Here is a 16964-nt window from a genome sequence, read left to right as displayed (position 1 = left end):
TGGTAGTGTGGTTCGCCCATGTGAGAGTAGGTCATCGTCAGCTCCCTATTCCAAACCACCCTCTTTATTCGTTTAAAGGGGGTGTTTTTTTGCATCCCTGAAAGACTCAGAGAAAAACTCAGAATAGAAAATTAATGTTTTTATCGCAGACTTTGGGTAAAATAGGCGAAAATTTTTGGTGTGAAATTTAAAGTGAGTGTTACCATGCAAATTACCGTTATTGACCATCCCTTAGTTAAGCATAAATTATCTTTGATGCGCGAGGCGGATAGTAGCACTTATAAGTTTCGTACCTTGACCAAAGAGCTTGCCCGTTTGATGGCGTATGAAGCAAGCCGTGATTTTCCCATAGAAACAATTAGCATTCAGGGCTGGGAAGGCAACCAAATTGAAGGCATTCAAATCAAAGGTAAAACCGTCACTGTCGTACCCATCTTGCGTGCAGGTTTGGGAATGCTTGATGGGGTTTTAGACCTTATTCCTACTGCAAAAATCTCGATGGTTGGACTGCAACGTGATGAGGATACCCTTGAGCCTGTGCCTTTTTTTGAAAAGTTGGTCAAAGATATTGATGAGCGTCCTGCGTTGATTTTAGATCCTATGCTTGCCACGGGCGGTAGTATGGTAGCAACGATTGATATGATGAAAAAACACGGTTGTAAAGATATTAAAGCCTTGGTATTAGTGGCAACGCCTGAAGGGGTAAAAGCGGTGAATGATGCCCATCCTGATGTGAAGATTTTTACCGCAGCACTCGATAGTCATCTTAATGAACAGGGGTATATTATCCCAGGGCTTGGCGATGCAGGGGATAAAATTTTTGGCACAAAACAGCACTGATGGGCAAAACAGTAAAAGTAGGAGAAAAGCTAGATGATTTATCTAGCTTTTTTATTGACAGTTGTATAGTGACTATTTTTTGGTCGGTTGTAAGCTATCGGCTAAGTCGATAAGCTTGATAAACTCGCGGCGAATACCTTGTGGGTCGTTGCCGATATTGGCTTGGGCGAGTCGCTTGCTGTCATTTAGTTGCCAATTATCAAGGTATTTGCTTTGCTTGAGGGTTTCACCAAAACTTGCCACACTTAGTGCAAATGCCAGCTCGCTGCTTGGCTGTTGTGTCTGATTGCTAATGGGCAGGGTCAAAAGCGTTGATGTGTTGCTATTTGGGGCTTTATAGCGAAGTTTTAAAAACCCCAGCTCAGTATTTTTACCTGCATGACTGATAGGGTGAGCTTGGTAACGGCTATCGTCTAGCCAACCTTGCTGCCCAACAGGGGTAATTTCAAACAGCGCAACCACGGATTTGCCTGCACCTAGCTCACCTGCGTCTACTTTATCGTTGTTAAAATCTTCTTTTGCAAGGACACGATTTTCATAACCAATTAAGCGCCATTCTTTAACCGTCTGGGGATTGAATTCCACTTGGACTTTGACGTCTTTTGCCACGGTGTTAAAGGTCGCTGACATTTCGTCTACTAAGGCTTTTTTGGCCTCAGACAGGCTGTCAATGTAGCTATAGTTACCGTTGCCGTTATCCGCGACTTGTTCCATCATGTGGTCGTTTAAATTGCCTTCACCAAAGCCAAATGTGGAAAGTGACACACCGCTATCACGCTCACGGCGAATAATATCTAGCATTTCATCGACGTCCGATACACCGACATTAAAATCCCCATCGGTCATCATCAAAATGCGGTTGATGCCATCTTTTTTATGGTGGATTTTTGCTTGTTGATAAGCCAACTTTATCGCTGCTTCGCCATTGGTCGAGCCACTGGCATCTAGGCTATCAATCGCGGCTAATATTTTGTCGGTGTCACTGCCTTTAGTGGCAGGAAGCGTCACTTGGGTACGACCGGCATAGGTCACGATACTGATAGTATCTTGCGACCTCAATTGTTTGGTGAGCATTTTTAGCGAAGATTTGACCAGTGGTAATTTATCGTTGTCTGACATCGAGCCTGACACGTCCACCAAAAATACCAAGTTGGCAGGCGGTAACGCGCTTTGTTTGGTGATGGTAGGGTCATCCGCTTTGATAGCCACTTTGATGATACGATTGGGTGTACGCCAAGGTGCGGCAACTGTTTCGGTGCTTACCAAAAAAGGGGCGTTGGCAAGGCGTTTGGCTTGTGAAAAGTCATAGTTAAAATAGTTGATAAGCTCTTCAATACGCACCGCGTCAGTAGGCGGTAATTGTCCGTCGTTTAGAAAACGGCGCACATTGGCGTAGCTGCCCGTGTCAGTATCGATACTAAAGGTGGCAACAGCATCGGTGGCGGTTTGGTGAATGGGGTTGATTGCAAGGTGCTGATATTTTTCGCTATTATCCTGTGGTATCGGCATCGGCATGATAGGCGAGTAGCGTGCCATCTTGCTCATTGCTGCCGCGTCCATCATCATGGTAGGCGCCGCAACTACGGGCGTTGGTTGGGTGATAACGGGTGTGACAGGGCTGATATCACGGCTATTTGACGGTGCTGGGCTACACGCCGTCAATAAGCTTTGGGCGATGACGAGGCTCAATAGTGTTGGCTTAAAAATGTCGCGCTGCATGACTAACTCCTTTTCAATCGTGACTGGCGTAATTACAGTTTACGACATTTTTTGATTAAAAAGACAGTTTTTTGCGATAAAACCCGCTAGAAATGGCTGTGGTTAGCGCGGTATCAGCGGTTAAATAGATTAAGAATAATAGTAAGAATGATACTCACGATAATCATGGTGACGATGGGGAAGTGAAAACTAAAGCCGCCGCCTTCGGAGCGATAATTAACATCTCCCGGCATACGACCAAACCAGTTAAAGGCATTGGGAAAAAACAGATAAATTAGGCCAATGATGAGAAATAAAATCCCTATCCCAATAAAAATTTTTGCCATATTGAAAACCTTTTCATTATTATAATGGTTTGTATTTTAATGATTTTTTAATGTTTTAAGTGCTGTGTTTAGTTGTTAAGATGTAAGCTTGATGTAAAAATAGAAATTTAAATTTTATTGAGAATATTTTATCAAAAAGAAATGCTATCACATAACGTTTGAGGCTTCGAGTCTTTATTCGGAGCAATACATTGGATTTTTAGACAGAAGGTGAATAGAACGCAGCCATCAGGTATGAGAATGATTTAATCCATTCAGCCTATAGGTTATTTCTAGCTAATTATTTTGCATTTAACGATTACAGTATTCGAAGAAAACATCAAAATCAAATTGGGAGATTTTAGAAATTATCAAAGTCCAAACCAAGTTAAAGTTGCTAAACACTCTCTTTTCAATCATGCAAAAAAACATAAAATTGCTATCAACCTTCAGACGTGGCATTAAATTGAAACAATTTAAAAATAAATCAGACGGCTTGTAGAAATGCGCTACAAGCCATGAATGACATAAACTATTTAGTTTTCCGCGGCGGTAAGCCTGTATGTTGGGTTTGGAAATTACCCTTTTTCGGATTCGGTTTTTTACCAAAACTGGTCGGTGTTGGTTTTTTACCCGATTTTTTTGCAGTACTATCTTTATTCGTACGTTTGACCGAATCCCCAGCGGCAGAACTATTTTTCTTACGGGCTGATTGATAAACATCCTCGCCCTCGAGTTTGGGATTGTACGGTGGAATCAAACACTGACTACCATGCCCAATCAAATCCTCACGCCCCAAGTCTTTAAGTGATTGACGCAGCAGTGCCCAATTTTTGGGGTCGTGGTAACGTAGATAAGCTTTGTGGAGTTTACGCTGTTTGCCCGATTTGACGATTTCCACCCCTTCGCTGTCACGGGTGACTTTATGCAGCGGGTCTTTGGCAGTATGGTACATCGTAGTAGCAGTTGCCATCGGGCTTGGGTAAAAGGCTTGTACTTGGTCGGCACGAAAGCCATTGCGCTTGAGCCAAATCGCCAAGTTCATCATGTCGGTGTCGGTGGTGCCAGGGTGCGCGGCGATAAAATACGGAATCAAATATTGCTCTTTACCTGCTTCACGGCTGTATTTGTCAAACATCTGCTTAAAAGTGTCATACGTCCCCATACCCGGTTTCATCATTTTGGAGAGCACATTGGTTTCGGAATGTTCGGGGGCGATTTTGAGATAACCGCCGACATGGTGGGTGACCAATTCTTTGACATATTCGGGGTCTTTAACCGCCAAATCATAGCGCAAGCCTGACGCAATCAAGATTTTTTTTACCCCTTTGATATCACGAGCTTTGCGATACAGTTGGGTGAGATGACTGTGGTCGGTGAGTAAGTTGTCGCAGATATCGGGATACACGCAGGACGGTTTGCGGCAGTTTTTCTCAATGGCATCGTCTTTGCAATGCAGACGGTACATGTTGGCAGTCGGTCCGCCAAGGTCAGAAATTACTCCGGTAAATGATGGCTCGGTGTCGCGGATTTTTTTGATTTCGCCCAAGATAGACTCTTCTGAGCGGTTTTGGATAATCCGTCCTTCATGTTCGGTAATCGAGCAGAAGGTACATCCACCAAAACAGCCGCGCATGATATTGACTGATAATTTAATCATGTCGTAGGCAGGAATTCTTGCGTTGCCGTAGCTAGGGTGGGGCAGACGCGCATACGGCAAATCAAAGATATAATCCATCTCTTCCATGGTAAGTGGAATCGGCGGCGGATTGAGCCATACATCAATGTCGCCATGTCGCTGCACCAAGGCGCGGGCGTTATGCGGATTGGTTTCTAGGTGCAAAATACGGTTGGCATGGGCGTAAAGTACCGGGTCGGATTTGACCTGCTCAAAGTCGGGCAAGCGAATCACGGTTTTGTCACGGGGCGGCAACGGGCGTTTGTGTTTTAAGGCGTTTTTATTGGGGTCTTTGAGATTGACCACTTGGATGTCTTGGCTTTCAGCGACCTTATCAGCATTGAGCACCTTGTGCTCGACTTTATCTGCCACAAACCCTTTGTATTGACTCTCAAGGGTTTTTTCTTGTTCGATGTGACAGTCGCCCACATCTTCCATCATCACATATGGATTGATAATCGGGTCAACGCGCCCAACGGTGTCGACGTCGTTACTGGCGATTTCTATCATATCGGCTTGCCAGTGTTTTTTGGTTTGTGTCGACAGATACGCGGTGCCACGTACTTTGGCAAGGTCTTCAAAACGGTAACCTTTGGCAAGTGCGTGTACAACATCGACAATCGCGCGCTCGGCATTGCCATACAGCAAAATATCAGCGCGGCTATCCATCAAAATGCTACGGCGCACTTTGTCTGACCAATAATCATAATGGGCGATACGGCGCAGCGAGCCTTCAATCCCGCCCAAGATAATGGGTACATCGGGATAGGCTTCACGGCAGCGCTGGCTATATACCACAGCCGCACGGTCGGGGCGTTTGTCGGGGGCATTGTCTGGCGAGTAGGCATCGTCACTGCGAATGCGTCTATCGGCGGTGTAGCGGTTAATCATACTGTCCATATTGCCTGCGGTGACGCCCCACGCGATGGTTGGTTTGCCAAGGGTCATAAAAGCGTCTTTGCTCGTCCAGTCTGGCTGGGCGATGATACCGACGCGAAAGCCTTGCGACTCTAACAGTCTGCCGATGATTGCCATACCAAAGCTTGGGTGATCCACATAGGCATCGCCTGAGACGATAATGACATCACAGGCATCCCAACCAAGGGCATCCATTTCGGCTCGGCTCATCGGCAAAAATGGCGCAGGCTCAAAGCAGCTTGCCCAGTGTTTGTCATAGTCAAATAGGGCTTTAGTGCCTTGTTTAAAGGCTTTGTTGGCAATAGTTTCGGCGGACATAGGCTTGGATATTAAATAAAATGAATATGGCTCATTTTATCATGAATCAATTTTGCGATGGGGGTTTATAGGGCGAAATAACAAAAAAACCTGATTAAATTAGTCGGAATTTTATTGGCTATTAGACAAAATTTTTTGCAAGTAATTACATTATAATAAGCGTTGAAAATTTTTTACTTACCATAAACTATTTAATCACGATGACTTTAGGCGATAATTTTATTGGTAGTACTTTTTTTGTTGGCAACAGCTAAATATAAGGATAATTGATAATGCAAATCTTACCACTAACTGCACAGGATAAAACTAACTGGCAAGCCTTGTGGCAGGGCTATTTAGAATTTTATCAAACAGATCTACCCCAAGCGACTACGGAAAATACTTGGCAAAAAATCATTGACGAAACATCACCCATTTTTGGTTTCGGGGCATTTTTGGATGATAAGCTTATCGGCTTTGTACATGTTGTATTGCATCCAAATACATGGAATACCACAGACTGTTGCTATCTTGAGGATTTGTTCGTCAAAGAAAATGGGCGTGGTAAAGGTGTGGGAAGAATGCTGATCAAATATGTCTATCAATTTGCTAAAGATAAAAACTGTAATCGGGTCTATTGGGTCACTCAAGAAGGCAACGTTTCCGCTCGCCGTCTGTACGACCATATCGCTAAAAAGACGGATTTTGTGCAGTATCGGCATGCTTTATAAAAAAGATTTTTTATAACTGCCCCAAAACTTTGGTGGTAAACTATAGCTTTCTTGACTTTTTTGCAGCGCCTTATGAGTGATACCTTTGCTGATGCCCTAGAAGCGCTTGATCCGCTAACACCTGAGCCTACTAAGCTTTCGCCCCCGACAGAGCCGAAGCCTAGACGGCGGTTGCCGTATATGGCGTATGAACACCAGCAGCGAATCACCCGTCTGTGTGTGCGCTGTGGGCTGCTACTCATGCAATATGGGGCAGAGTCGGCAACGGTAACAGATTTGTGCCGCCGATTGGGGTTAGCGTTGGGGTTGGCTAGCGTGGAGTGTGGGATTGCCTACAATGGCTTGACCATCACCACAATTTATAATAACCGCTGCATTACCACCCTGCGCGCGTCAACCACCCATGCCATCAATGTCAATATCATTGTGCAAATTCAGCGAATTGTACTGGATTTGGAAAGTATGCCGGTGACGAGTACCCTAGAGCATGCGACTTATCGATTTGATGAGATTGATCGCGGCACTTATCCTGCCAAGATGGTCGCGCCGATGGTCGGTGTGGCGTGTGCCTGCTTTGCGTATTTGGCAGGGGGCGATATACTGGTGTGTTTGGTGACTTTTATTGCCAGTATGATGGGGTATTCGCTGCGGCTATGGCTGAGTAACCGCAACTTTAATCCCTTTATATCCGCGCTCATAGCGGCGTGTTTTGGCTCCATCTTCGCCAGTACCGCGCTGTTATTGGGGATTGGTAACGACCCGCATATTGCTATGGCATCAAGTGTGCTTTGGTTGGTTCCCAGTTTTCCTTTGATAAATTCATTATCAGATATGCTCAAGGGGTATATGAACATCGGTATCGGGCGCTTTATGTTTGTGATTATCTTGACGTTATCGAGCTGTATCGGCATCGTGTTGTCACTGCTACTACTAAATATCAGTCATTGGGGCGTGGGTTGATGAAAGCGTTTGATAAAATTTTATTGCCAATATTGGGTAGGGTGAAAAATGGCGATTGATGCGATTGCCTTGATACGCGCAGCAACTTTTGCTTGCTTGATGACGCTTGGCTGGACACTGCTTGTCAATGTGCCGCGCCGCTATATTTGGCAATGCTTATTGTTGACCGTGCTAGGTTACGGACTTAGAGAACTCTTAAAACAACTGTCAGTCAATTTGATACTAGCGACATTTGTGGCAGCGGGTATTTCATCGTTTGTGGCAATTTATTTGGCAAAAAAATATTTACTCACCCCAAAGATGATTTTGGTGCCTGCCATGCTGTGTATGATGCCGGGGATTACTGCGTACAAAGCTATGATTAGCTTTGTACAGCTAGGCTACTATGGCTACAATCCACAAGTATTTACCCAAATGATGGATTTTAGCTTCAATGCGATATTTGTGACCGCTGCGTTGGTGTTTGGCATTTCGTTGCCGACGTCATTTTGGTATCGCACCAAGCCTATTGTTTGAGCCCATTGTTTGAGCCCATTATTTGAACCCATTATCTGATGGCGCATTAATCTAACTAGTCTAACTGGATTTTCGTGCCTACCTTGGAAAAATTCATCACAAATTGGCTTTTAAAGCGTCGCACATTGTTTTCATAGGTTAAATTATCACGGGTAAAACGGTGATATTCCGCCATATTTTTGGCGTGTACCAATAGCAAAAAGTCATAATCCCCTGAGATTTCATAACAACTCATCACGTTGGGCAATCGGTTCATCAAGCGCTCAAAGCCATGCTGCAGCGCGGTATTTTGTTTTTCCATTTCAATCAGCACAAACGCGCTTAAATCAAAGCCCAATTCGGTGGGATTGACAATCACCACTTGGCGAGTAATCACCCCAGTCTCTGTCATCATTTGGATACGGCGCTGACAGGTCGCTACCGATGCATGCACTTTTTCGGCGATGTTCTTGAGTGGTAGCGTCGCATCTTCTTGCAACAAGTTTAAAATACGTTTATCGATATCATCGATTTCATGAATCATAGCCATGTCCTTCTAAAAATATACAATAAGACAAATTGAGAAAAATATAGCAAATTTATCTTATATTAATATTAATTTATCATAAATAATGATATTTTGAAATAATTTACCAAAGATAATTGTTATACTGCTTGGCAATTTAACCGCAAAAGCAAAAATATAACAAGGTCAATTATGTCAGTCTCAAGCGCTTTATCACCATCCTCTATCGTTGTCCAGCACAAGGCAACAACTTCTCAGCCCGCTACCGCTGCCAAAAAGTTACGTTTTGGGGTGGTGTTGGCATTGATTTCTAATGTGTTGTTTGGCGTGCTGTATCTGTATAGTCACTGGCTTGCGCCGTTGTCAGGCACGCAAGTTTTTTTGTGGCGCATGGTGGCGATGTGGTTTGGGTTGGTGGGGTTGTTGGCCGTGACGCAAAGTTTTGGGCAGCTCAAAGCGTTTTTGATGGGATTAAACAAACAACAATGGGTTTTATTGCTGTTACCGACACCGATTTTGGCAAGTCAGCTGTGGCTGTTTATGTGGGCGCCTATCAATGGACAGGCAGTCAATACCGCAATGGGGTATTTTTTGTTTCCCTTGATGATGGTACTGATGGGCTGTGTGGTGTTTAAAGAAACCTTAAATCGATTGCAGTGGGCGGCGATTATCGTTGCGGCAGCAGGGGTGGGATTGCAGTTTTGGCTCGCGGGGAGTGTATCGTGGGCGACTGCATGGGTGTGTTTGACGTATCCGATTTATTATGGACTGCGCCGCTGGCAAGGGGTACCGGCGCTGATGGGACTGTTTGTGGATTTGTCCGTGATTGCCCCGATTGCTCTAGGTTTTTTATTATGGCAAAACACGAGTGTATCGATAGTCACAGGGTCAATGACAATGGGGCTGTTAGTGATTGGGCTTGGCATGATTAGTGCGCTTGCCATGCAGACCAATCTCAAAGCCAGTCAGGTGTTGCCGATGAATACCTTTGGTATGCTCAGTTATCTTGAACCTGCGCTGATGTTTTTATTGTCCATTTTTGTGCTGCATGAAGCTGTCAATGGTACCATGATTGCCAGTTTTGCTTTAATTTGGATAGGGGTGTTGCTGATGATCGTAAATGCAATACAAGCGTCCAAAAAAAGCCACTCAACCGCTATTTGTGACTAGGTAAGTTAATATTCTTGATTTAATGGATGGATTATTATGTAAGAAATTGTTAAAATTGCGCTGAACAAAAATTGTACAACGATAAAGACTGAGGTGCTGCTTGGGGCAAATTCATTATCTAACTTATGTGAGCCGTATGACGTTGAAAGCTGGCATAACCCCTAGAACGCTGTCTGATATCATGACGGTGGCACAGCGTGAGAATTCTGCCCATCAAATTACAGGTTTTTTGTGTTTTGGTAATGGCTATTTTTTTCAGTACATTGAAGGCGAAAAATCAGCGATTGAGCAATTATTTAGTAACATTCAGCGTGATGGGCGCAACCGCGATGTCACGCTCAAGTCTAAAGGGGTCATCGAACAACGGCTGTTTCAAGATTGGCAAATGTTGATGGTCAATATCAATAACCCAGAAACGCATGAAGAGGTTATTAATGCGTTTTTACCCGTGTTGTCAGCTGGGTCAAAAGCGGCAGCGGCTGACAAGTTTGTTGAGGTCATGCGGTCACAATATCATCGCCGTAGCTTGGTGGATTTTCAAAGCTATTCTCTCAAAAATGTCAGTCATTATGGCATCAGTCTGCGCGGACTGCTCAAAGTGCATCAGCATTTTTTATTGGTTCAAAGCATTTTACTGGTATTGATTTTGATTAGTTTTAGCCTGTTTTGGGTGCTTTAGCATCGAGAAATCTGTAGCATCGAGAAATAGGTTATCCGCTGTTGACTATTGAACCCGCTTACCGAAAATCACACGCCGCTACATGGTCATTCACCATACCGACTGCTTGCATAAACGCATAGCAAATCGTCGAGCCCACAAATTTAAACCCGTCTTTTTTAAGCGCCTTTGACATCTTGTCTGAATATTTGGTGTTGGTGGGGATATCAGCAAATATTTTTGGGTGGTTATCCTGTGGTATTTTTGCCAAGCCGCTGGGCGATAAGTTCCAAAGATAATCGCTAAAAGATTGCGTTTGGGTGATTTTTAGATAGCATTTGGCATTGTTGATGATGGCTTTGGCTTTACCGCGGTGGCGAATAATGCCTGCATCGGTCATGAGACGATCGACCATGTCATCATCAAACTGCGCGATAACTGCAGGGTCAAAATCAGCAAATACTTGGTAATAACGCTCGCGTTTTTTGAGTATGGTAATCCAGCTGAGTCCCGCTTGCATGCCTTCTAAACACAGCATGGCAAATAGATGACGGTCGTCATAACTGGGCTTTCCCCATTCATTGTCGTGGTAAGCTTGATAAAGTGGGTCCGTGCCGCACCATTCACAGCGATTATAGGCTTTCATCCTATGCCTCATGGTATTGAAAGGTTTATTATAACCGCCTTGGGCAAAAAAAACGCCAGCATTTGCTAGCGTTTTTAGGTATCAATTTTTAGTCTATCTTTTAATCTATCTTTTAATCCATCAAATCAATATTTTTGGTTTCTTTAATTGAGAATAACGCAATGAGAGAAATCAAACCGTTAATAACAATATATATAGCCACACCTTTCATGCCATATTGCTCATTGATTTTGATGGCATAAATCGCAGGAATCGATGCACCCACAATCGCCGCTAGATTGTAAGCCAGTGACGCACCTGAATACCGTACTTCGGTGGGGAACAGCTCTGGCAATAATGCTGCCATTGGACCAAATGACATACCCATACATGCCATGCCCAAAATGAGGAAAATAAATACCGTGGTTGGTGTACCATTGCTGAGCAGCATTGGCATAAAGCAGGCAAACACCATACATAATATAGTCACGCCAATTAGCCATTTTTTACGACCGATTTTATCCGCACCAATCCCTGAAATACTGGTAAAAATACCAAATACAATCGCAGCGACCAATAAAAAGCCAGTAAAGGTATTTGGGGCGATACCTAACCCTGTTGGGAAGCCAAAAGAAGATAATTTTGCCGGGCTTTTTGAATAGGCTTGTACGAAGGCAGTCATGATATAAAAAATCACATAAGTCATTGCCATCAAGAATGTGCCTTGCATCATCGGACGCCAATATTGGGTAATGACTTTTGACACAGGGGCATTAACTTTTTTGCCTTCGGCTTCAGCGGCACGGAATACATGGCTTTCATGCAGGCTTAAACGTACCCAAAGACCCACACCCACAAGCACGATTGAAATAAGAAACGGGATGCGCCATGCCCACTCGACCAAGACATCTTTTCCTAAAAAATAACTGAGCAAAAAGAACACTAAGTTGGCTAAAAATAACCCAATCGGCGCGCCTAACTGCGGGAAAGTACCGTACCAAGCACGTTTGCCTTCTGGCGCATTTTCGGTGGCGACCAAGGCAGCACCGCCCCATTCACCGCCAAGACCAATCCCTTGACCCACACGAAGTAAACATAACAATAATGGGGCAATGACGCCTACTTGAGCATAAGTTGGTAGCAAACCAATCGCTACGGTTGATAAACCCATCGTGAGCAGAGAGGCCACCAAGGTTTTTTTACGACCGAGTTTATCACCAAAGTGACCAAATAATGCTGAACCGAAAGGGCGGGCAATAAATGCCAATGCCAACGTCGAAAGCGAGTAAAGCATCGCCGCTTTTTCATCGGTTTTATCAAAAAACTGGGTATTAAAAATCAATACCGCCGCAGCGGCATAAATGTAATAATCATAAAACTCAATAGCCGTACCAATCATGGATGCCACGGCGACCTTTTTTGGGTCATTGCGTAGCGCGATATGCTGATGATCAGGGTGCGCGGTTGAAGCCGTCGTCATGATGTCATCCCTCCTTAGATAATAAAAGTTTAAGTGAAAGTTAAGATACATAAAATATTGGAATGAATTATAAATCATAATTTGTCAAAAACTTGATAAAAATAGTTAAGGTGAAGCAAAAATTTGGTTATTAATCGCTGATTTGATAAATTTGGTCAGCTTATCCATAATAAGCCATCACAAAATACACGTTAAAAATTAAGAGGTAATTATGATTCGTGAACTAGCCATTACCGACTTTTCTGCCACCGCAAACGATACCGTTTGGGATGTGCGGGATAGTAAAGCATTTGCGCAAGGACATATTGAGCTTGCCAAAAACCAACCCTTGGATACGCTGACGGCAGAGTTATTGGCAACCACGGATGGCACTATCTATGTGCTATGCGGTGGCGGCAGCAAAGCCACTAAAGCTGTCGCTTTGCTCAATGAGATTGACCCACATCGGGACATCGTCCATTTGACGGGTGGTACGCGTGCGGCAACAGCGGCAGGTATGACCATCGTGAGTGATAATCTGTCATGAGTGAGCCAGCAAAAAATATTATCTATACGGGCGTAGCAGGGACAGGCAAGACCCACCGACTGCAACAAATCGCCAAACAATATACCGAGATATTGCCGGTAGCCAATGCGGATGATTTGCTACAAGCTTTGCTTAAGCCACTAAGCTGGCGAGAGGTGATTTGTTTAGTATTTTTAGATGAAAGAAAAAAGGGAAAGTCATTACTTAAAGTTGCTGAAATTACTAACAACTTATTCTTTGTTACTAAGCTAAAAATTAACCAACGCGAAAAGGCAATTGCTAATACGGCATGGTCAACGCTACAGCAATTTAGTCCTGCAGATTCCAAAAATGTATTGGTAAAAAATAAATCAAGCCAATCGTATTTTGATAAAGACGATAGCAGTAATTGGTTTTTATTAGCAGACAGTTTGCCGTTATTAGCAGACTTGCAAAACAAACTCGATGATTACCAAGCGGCGATTCACAGCCAGTTTCAGCCCAACTATTTACAGCCAAAGCTAGAACGCTTTAGTTTTGTCAGTTTTCATCAGGCGTATGGGTATGAAGAATTTGTCGAAGGCATTCGCCCCCACATCGCGGACAATGGACAGATGAGCTACCGCGTTGAGTCAGGGGCATTTCTTAGACTGTGTCAACAAGCCAAACATGATCCTAGTCACCGTTATGCCATGTTGATTGATGAAATCAACCGCGCCAATGTCGCCCGCGTGTTTGGGGAATTGATGAGTTTGATTGAACCGACGAAACGCGCAGGACAGACAGATAGCCTGTCGGTGAATTTGGCGTATTCGCGTCAGCCGTTTAGCGTGCCTAGCAATGTCGATATCTACGCCACCATGAACAGCCAAGATCATTCATTGGCACCGCTCGATATGGCATTTCGCCGCCGTTTTGAATTTATTGAATGTCAACCACAACCACAGTTATTGGGTAAAGTGATGGCAAATGGGATTGAGATTGATTTAGCCAAATTGTTGACCGCACTCAATGAAAGAATCTTGCAAAATTTGGCAAAAGACAACCAGTTAGGGCATAGTTTTTTGTGGGGGATTGATTCGCTGCACGCGTTAAGCGCTGCGTTTAGCCAATCCATCATCCCACAAGTGGCACAAGCCTGTCAGCAGCATGGACAAATCTTGCAAGCAGTCTTTGGGCAACGCTTTATCAAGCTGGTTGATAACAAAAAAGCAACGGGATTTATGCCGCAGCAAGCGGGTTTTGACATCCATACTCAGGCGCTTGATGACCCAAATAGCTATCTTGCAATCTATCAAAGCACCCAATGAAAGCCATCATCACCTTTGAACATAGTTGCCTGACCGCGGCAGATTTTGACGATGAGCAGGATTTTGACTGGCTTATCGAGCAAAATTTTGACGTGTTTCGCATTGAGCGTAAACAGCAGCAGTGGCAACTCAAAGTGCGCCACTATATCGGTGTGATTGGGTTGCCCAGTGGTGGGCAAGTGGAGATTTTGCCAAAACTTGCACAAAGCCAAATTACCCATGCCGATGAAGTTGCCCAAACCCGTCAATGGGTGCAACAGATGCTGACAGCGGTGTGGCAAGCTTTATTACCCAAGTCGTTACCCAATCTAGCCAATCAACTACTCATCAATCCTCCAGCCCCCAATCCTCCATCAATCAATCATTCGCTATCGCTTAGCGAGTGGCTGCAAGCGTATTTTTGGCAGGGATTTGCGCAGTATGTGCCCAATCAGCAATATCAGCAATTTGAGCAAAATCAGCCCTATCTGCAGGGTAAATTACTGGTCAAAGAGCAATTGCAGCATAACTGCCACCAGCCGCATAAGTTTTATCATCAGACTGAAAATTTTGTGATGGATACCGCTGGCAATCGCTTGGTAAAAACCACCATCGAGCGGGTGATTGGCAGCATGGCTAGCAGCCCATTGTCGAGCCCATTACTGCCGCAGTGGCAGGCAGTGGGTACCGTTGCCAAAGACTTATACGACACCTTATTGTCTCAAGCGCTGCAAGAATTGACGGCGTTGCCCAGTCTGACTGCCAAGCGTAACTATACTTTTATCAGCTTTTGTTATGCGCTGCTAACGCTACAACAAGCCAGTAGCCAAGGGCAGTTTTTGACCCCAACTTGGCTGGTGAATATGCCATTTGCCTTTGAAAAATGGGTGGGCAGGAAAATCCATGAACAATTTGTAGGGCAGAATTTTGAGCTAGTTGAGCAAAAAAGACAGCCATTGACCGTGCAGCAAGGGTTAACCATCAAACCGGATATTTGGCTAAAGTCTGCCGATAAACTCATTATCGCCGATGTAAAATGGAAAAAAACTGCTACTTTCAACGACATAAGCTTGGCTGATATGTACCAACTACTTACCTACGCCAGTGAGTTTGATGCCGATGAAGCTTGGCTGATTGTCCCAACACTAAGCACACAGTTAATGGCACAGCAGATTGAATTTTGCCAACCCAAAAAAACCCGATTTTATCTGATGCCTTTTGCGGTGACGCAAGGGTGTTTAAACCTTTTTCATTAAAATTATTCAAAAAAAAACGCTGATTTGTTTTATTTTATCAATGAGAAAGGTGAGAATTAACAACTTTTCTCGCTACCAAAACTTGGTAAAATAACCGCATATAACTTTGAAAATGACCAAAAAACAGGAAGAATTATGAGCAAACATTATGATTATATCGCGATTGGTGGTGGGTCAGGGGGCATTGCATCCATCAACCGTGCTGCCAGCTATGGTAAAAAATGTGCCTTGATTGAAGCCAAGCAGCTAGGCGGTACTTGCGTCAATGTGGGCTGTGTGCCCAAAAAAGTGATGTGGTATGGCGCCAATATGGCAGCAGCGATACATCATTATGCGCCTGACTATGGCTTTGATTTGGACGTCAAGAAATTTGACTTTGCCAAATTGGTACAAAGTCGCCAAGCTTATATCAGCCGTATTCATCAGTCGTACAACAATGGTCTCAAAAATAACCAAGTCGATGTGATTCATGGTTTTGCCAAATTTGCCGATAAACATACCGTTGAGGTGTATAAAAATGACGGCACAATAGAGACCATTACCGCTGACCATATTTTGCTAGCGATGGGCGGTCGACCTGTTCGCCCAGCGATTGAAGGGGCAGAGTTGGGTATTGACTCGGATGGTTTTTTTGACTTGACCGAGTTGCCACCGCGGGTAGCGATTGTGGGGTCAGGCTATATCGGTGTCGAGATTGCAGGGGTGATGAATGCATTGGGCTCAAAGACCCATCTGATTGTGCGTAGCAAGCGGGTGCTTAAAAACTTCGATGCCGACATTGTCACCACGCTCACTCATATCATGCACGATGATGGCATTGAATTTCATTATGGATTGCTGCCACAACAAGTACGCAAAAACCAAGACGGCTCATTGAGCATTGAATTGTCAAATAATGAGACCTTGACGGTGGATTGTTTGATTTGGGCAACGGGTCGCGAACCTGCAACTGATACCATCAATCTTGATAAAGCGGGCGTTGAAGTCAATGAGCAAGGCTTTGTTAAAGTCGATGCCTATCAAAATACCAATGTCGAAGGTATCTATGCCGTCGGCGATATTATCGAACATGGTATTCAATTGACCCCAGTGGCGGTGGCAGCAGGTCGTCGATTATCTGAGCGCTTGTTTAACAACAAACCCAATGAGCATTTGGACTATAACCTAGTGCCGAGCGTGATTTTTAGCCATCCACCGATTGGTACGGTGGGGCTGAGTGAAGAAGAGGCGGTCAAAGGCTATGGCATCAATGCGGTTAAAGTCTATAAATCCAGTTTTACCCCGATGTATAGTGCAGTGACCAAGCACCGTGAGCCGTGTCACATGAAGCTGATTTGTGTGGGTGAGGAAGAAAAAGTGGTGGGCTTGCATGGCGTCGGTTTTGGCGTCGATGAGATGATTCAAGGCTTTGCTGTTGCTATCAAGATGGGCGCAACCAAACGTGACTTTGATGACACGGTGGCGATTCATCCGACTGGCTCAGAAGAGTTTGTCACCATGCGCTAAGCAGAT

Annotated in this window: 16 protein-coding genes; 10 read left to right on the top strand and 6 right to left on the bottom strand. The window is 44.3% G+C overall.

From position 1 onward, the window contains the following. Positions 1-204: 204 nt before the first annotated feature. The gene (upp, locus tag RTS09_RS04620; RefSeq protein WP_076773962.1) at positions 205-840 is read left to right on the top strand and encodes a uracil phosphoribosyltransferase; all 636 of its coding nucleotides are present in this window, start codon (positions 205-207) and stop codon (positions 838-840) included. A gap of 72 nt (positions 841-912) precedes the next feature. Here upp and RTS09_RS04615 read toward each other — a convergent pair whose 3' ends face one another. From RTS09_RS04615 to RTS09_RS04605, 3 genes are all read right to left on the bottom strand, one after another. Beyond that, complete coding sequence (locus RTS09_RS04615) at positions 913-2559, bottom strand: vWA domain-containing protein (protein ID WP_312534713.1); 1647 nt, start codon at positions 2557-2559, stop codon at positions 913-915. Positions 2560-2672: 113 nt separating this feature from the next. After that, positions 2673-2885 (bottom strand): DUF2905 domain-containing protein, encoded by a 213-nt coding sequence (locus tag RTS09_RS04610; RefSeq protein WP_099808321.1) that lies wholly within the window; start codon positions 2883-2885, stop codon positions 2673-2675. Positions 2886-3396: 511 nt separating this feature from the next. Further along, a complete protein-coding gene (locus RTS09_RS04605; protein ID WP_312534711.1) occupies positions 3397-5778 on the bottom strand; it encodes a YgiQ family radical SAM protein in 2382 nt (793 codons plus the stop codon). Positions 5779-6050: 272 nt separating this feature from the next. Here RTS09_RS04605 and RTS09_RS04600 point away from each other — a divergent pair, with 272 nt between their 5' ends. The 3 genes from RTS09_RS04600 (at position 6051) to RTS09_RS04590 (ending at position 7964) form a co-directional block, all read left to right on the top strand. Next, on the top strand, positions 6051-6488 hold the full coding sequence (locus RTS09_RS04600) for a GNAT family N-acetyltransferase (RefSeq protein ID WP_050325677.1): 438 nt from the start codon (positions 6051-6053) through the stop codon (positions 6486-6488). Positions 6489-6560: 72 nt separating this feature from the next. Then, complete coding sequence (locus RTS09_RS04595; RefSeq protein WP_312534708.1) at positions 6561-7448, top strand: threonine/serine exporter family protein; 888 nt, start codon at positions 6561-6563, stop codon at positions 7446-7448. Positions 7449-7496: 48 nt separating this feature from the next. Continuing rightward, positions 7497-7964, top strand: coding sequence for a threonine/serine exporter family protein (locus RTS09_RS04590; protein WP_007115872.1), 468 nt, complete (start codon positions 7497-7499; stop codon positions 7962-7964). A gap of 55 nt (positions 7965-8019) precedes the next feature. Here RTS09_RS04590 and RTS09_RS04585 read toward each other — a convergent pair whose 3' ends face one another. Further along, positions 8020-8487: an Lrp/AsnC family transcriptional regulator gene (locus RTS09_RS04585; protein WP_062331430.1), complete on the bottom strand. Its 468-nt coding sequence runs from the start codon at positions 8485-8487 to the stop codon at positions 8020-8022. 174 nt (positions 8488-8661) lie between these two features. Between RTS09_RS04585 and rarD the strand changes: the two genes are divergently transcribed. Further along, positions 8662-9639, top strand: coding sequence for an EamA family transporter RarD (rarD, locus tag RTS09_RS04580; RefSeq protein ID WP_312534705.1), 978 nt, complete (start codon positions 8662-8664; stop codon positions 9637-9639). 100 nt (positions 9640-9739) lie between these two features. Further along, complete coding sequence (locus RTS09_RS04575; RefSeq protein WP_312534703.1) at positions 9740-10318, top strand: BLUF domain-containing protein; 579 nt, start codon at positions 9740-9742, stop codon at positions 10316-10318. Between the two features lie 58 nt (positions 10319-10376). On the opposite strand, the gene RTS09_RS04570 is transcribed toward RTS09_RS04575, so the two are convergent. Then, complete coding sequence (locus tag RTS09_RS04570) at positions 10377-10943, bottom strand: DNA-3-methyladenine glycosylase I (protein ID WP_312534701.1); 567 nt, start codon at positions 10941-10943, stop codon at positions 10377-10379. 112 nt (positions 10944-11055) lie between these two features. Continuing rightward, on the bottom strand, positions 11056-12405 hold the full coding sequence (locus tag RTS09_RS04565) for an MFS transporter (protein ID WP_409418373.1): 1350 nt from the start codon (positions 12403-12405) through the stop codon (positions 11056-11058). Between the two features lie 208 nt (positions 12406-12613). On the opposite strand from RTS09_RS04565, the gene RTS09_RS04560 reads away from it, so the two are divergent. The 4 genes from RTS09_RS04560 to gorA all read left to right on the top strand — a co-directional run bounded on the left by RTS09_RS04560 (position 12614) and on the right by gorA (position 16958). Continuing rightward, positions 12614-12928 carry a rhodanese-like domain-containing protein gene (locus RTS09_RS04560; protein WP_312534699.1) on the top strand — a complete coding sequence of 105 codons (315 nt, stop codon included), beginning with the start codon at positions 12614-12616 and terminating at the stop codon, positions 12926-12928. After that, positions 12925-14217 carry an McrB family protein gene (locus RTS09_RS04555; RefSeq protein WP_312534697.1) on the top strand — a complete coding sequence of 431 codons (1293 nt, stop codon included), beginning with the start codon at positions 12925-12927 and terminating at the stop codon, positions 14215-14217. Before RTS09_RS04560 ends, RTS09_RS04555 begins: the two co-directional genes overlap by 4 nt. Further along, complete coding sequence (locus RTS09_RS04550) at positions 14214-15452, top strand: 5-methylcytosine restriction system specificity protein McrC (RefSeq protein WP_312534694.1); 1239 nt, start codon at positions 14214-14216, stop codon at positions 15450-15452. The genes RTS09_RS04555 and RTS09_RS04550 overlap by 4 nt, the downstream gene beginning before the upstream one ends. 135 nt (positions 15453-15587) lie before the next feature. Continuing rightward, positions 15588-16958 carry a glutathione-disulfide reductase gene (gene gorA / locus RTS09_RS04545; protein WP_312534691.1) on the top strand — a complete coding sequence of 457 codons (1371 nt, stop codon included), beginning with the start codon at positions 15588-15590 and terminating at the stop codon, positions 16956-16958. The last annotated feature ends 6 nt before the right edge of the window (positions 16959-16964 follow it).

The organism is Moraxella sp. CTOTU47618 (assembly GCF_032017425.1).
GTDB lineage: Bacteria > Pseudomonadota > Gammaproteobacteria > Pseudomonadales > Moraxellaceae > Faucicola > Faucicola tetraodonis.
The sequence above is the reverse complement of the archived record's forward strand: the minus strand, read 5'-3'. Positions and strand labels throughout refer to the sequence as shown.

Bases quoted from the DNA above. Each gene is read 5' to 3' on its own strand.
- RTS09_RS04590 (WP_007115872.1), top strand. From the start codon at position 7,497: ATGGCGATTGATGCGATTGCCTTGATACGCGCAGCAACTTTTGCTTGC.
- RTS09_RS04570 (WP_312534701.1), bottom strand. From the start codon at position 10,943: ATGAAAGCCTATAATCGCTGTGAATGGTGCGGCACGGACCCACTTTAT.
- RTS09_RS04615 (WP_312534713.1), bottom strand. From the start codon at position 2,559: ATGCAGCGCGACATTTTTAAGCCAACACTATTGAGCCTCGTCATCGCC.
- RTS09_RS04560 (WP_312534699.1), top strand. From the start codon at position 12,614: ATGATTCGTGAACTAGCCATTACCGACTTTTCTGCCACCGCAAACGAT.
- rarD (WP_312534705.1), top strand. From the start codon at position 8,662: ATGTCAGTCTCAAGCGCTTTATCACCATCCTCTATCGTTGTCCAGCAC.
- RTS09_RS04550 (WP_312534694.1), top strand. From the start codon at position 14,214: ATGAAAGCCATCATCACCTTTGAACATAGTTGCCTGACCGCGGCAGAT.
- RTS09_RS04555 (WP_312534697.1), top strand. From the start codon at position 12,925: ATGAGTGAGCCAGCAAAAAATATTATCTATACGGGCGTAGCAGGGACA.
- RTS09_RS04605 (WP_312534711.1), bottom strand. From the start codon at position 5,778: ATGTCCGCCGAAACTATTGCCAACAAAGCCTTTAAACAAGGCACTAAA.
- RTS09_RS04595 (WP_312534708.1), top strand. From the start codon at position 6,561: ATGAGTGATACCTTTGCTGATGCCCTAGAAGCGCTTGATCCGCTAACA.
- RTS09_RS04585 (WP_062331430.1), bottom strand. From the start codon at position 8,487: ATGATTCATGAAATCGATGATATCGATAAACGTATTTTAAACTTGTTG.
- gorA (WP_312534691.1), top strand. From the start codon at position 15,588: ATGAGCAAACATTATGATTATATCGCGATTGGTGGTGGGTCAGGGGGC.
- RTS09_RS04610 (WP_099808321.1), bottom strand. From the start codon at position 2,885: ATGGCAAAAATTTTTATTGGGATAGGGATTTTATTTCTCATCATTGGC.
- upp (WP_076773962.1), top strand. From the start codon at position 205: ATGCAAATTACCGTTATTGACCATCCCTTAGTTAAGCATAAATTATCT.
- RTS09_RS04600 (WP_050325677.1), top strand. From the start codon at position 6,051: ATGCAAATCTTACCACTAACTGCACAGGATAAAACTAACTGGCAAGCC.